A 1,100-nucleotide genomic window follows, 5' to 3' on the forward strand; every position below is an offset into this window, starting at 1 on the left:
TTGAAGCGTTAGATCATGAAGATGGCCTTGCAAATAACGACCTGAGCTTTGAACTGCCTGTTTATGCCGTGGACACTGATGGCGATAACTCGCAAATTTCCCCGCTTACAATGACCATCGGTGATGATGTGCAAATCATGAAAGATGGTGTGCTCAATATTGTTGAACCGACGGTTGCGGATTTGGCTGCTGGTAAGGTGACGACTGCCACCATTGATGTGATGCCTGATCAGAGTGCTGATGGCGCGACCATTACCCAGATCACGTATGATAATACCGTTTACACCTTGAATCAGGGCTTAACGGGAGAGCAGCTTATCACTGTGCCTGAGGGAAAACTGTTTGTTACCCTTGAAGGTGAAATACGCTTTGAACCCAATCGCGATTTAAACCACACAAGCAGCGAAGATATCGTTAAGACGATCGTGGTGACGTCAAGTGACTTTGATAAAGATCCGGTGACATCCACCGTTACTTTGACCATCACCGATGGTGATATTCCAATCATCAATACTATTCCAAGCGTCACGCTATCAGAATCCAATCTAGCCGATGGCTCGGCAGTAAGCACCGTGCCTGTGAGTCAAACTGAGATTATTCAGTTTACCAATCAAAGTGATGATGTAGTCAAGTTCCGTATCGACCCTGCTCAATTCAACACCAACGACGCGCTTAAATCGGGCGGGTTAGCCGTCGAGTTACGTGTCGATCCACAAAACAGCAACCAGTACATTGGCTTTGTGAAAGATGGATCCAACCCAGAAGTTCCCGTCTTTACTATTAGCTTTTCTACCAGCACGGTGGGTGAGTACACCTTTACTCTACTTGAAGCATTAGATCATGCTGATGGCCAAGCAAAGAACGATCTGAGCTTTGAGCTTCCTGTACTTGCGGTCGATCGTGATGGTGATGATTCATTGATGTCGCCATTGAAAGTGACGGTTAGCGATGATGTGCAAGGCATGCAAAACCAAACGTTAACCATTACTGAGCCAACGGTGGCTGATTTGGCTGCAGGTGTTGTTACGACAGGCACTGTCGATGTGATGCCAGTGCAAAGTGCAGATGGTGCAACAATCACTCAGTTCGTTTATGACGGA

The 1,100-nt window shown here is 46.7% G+C and carries 1 protein-coding gene; it reads left to right on the forward strand.

All coding sequences use genetic code 11. The features are described from left to right. The coding region (locus AB4653_RS19825) for a hypothetical protein (protein WP_372105114.1) at positions 1-1,100 on the forward strand (1,100 nt) is incomplete at both ends.

The sequence above is a fragment of the Vibrio sp. 10N.222.48.A3 genome (assembly GCF_041475345.1).
Lineage (GTDB): Bacteria > Pseudomonadota > Gammaproteobacteria > Enterobacterales > Vibrionaceae > Vibrio > Vibrio tasmaniensis_A.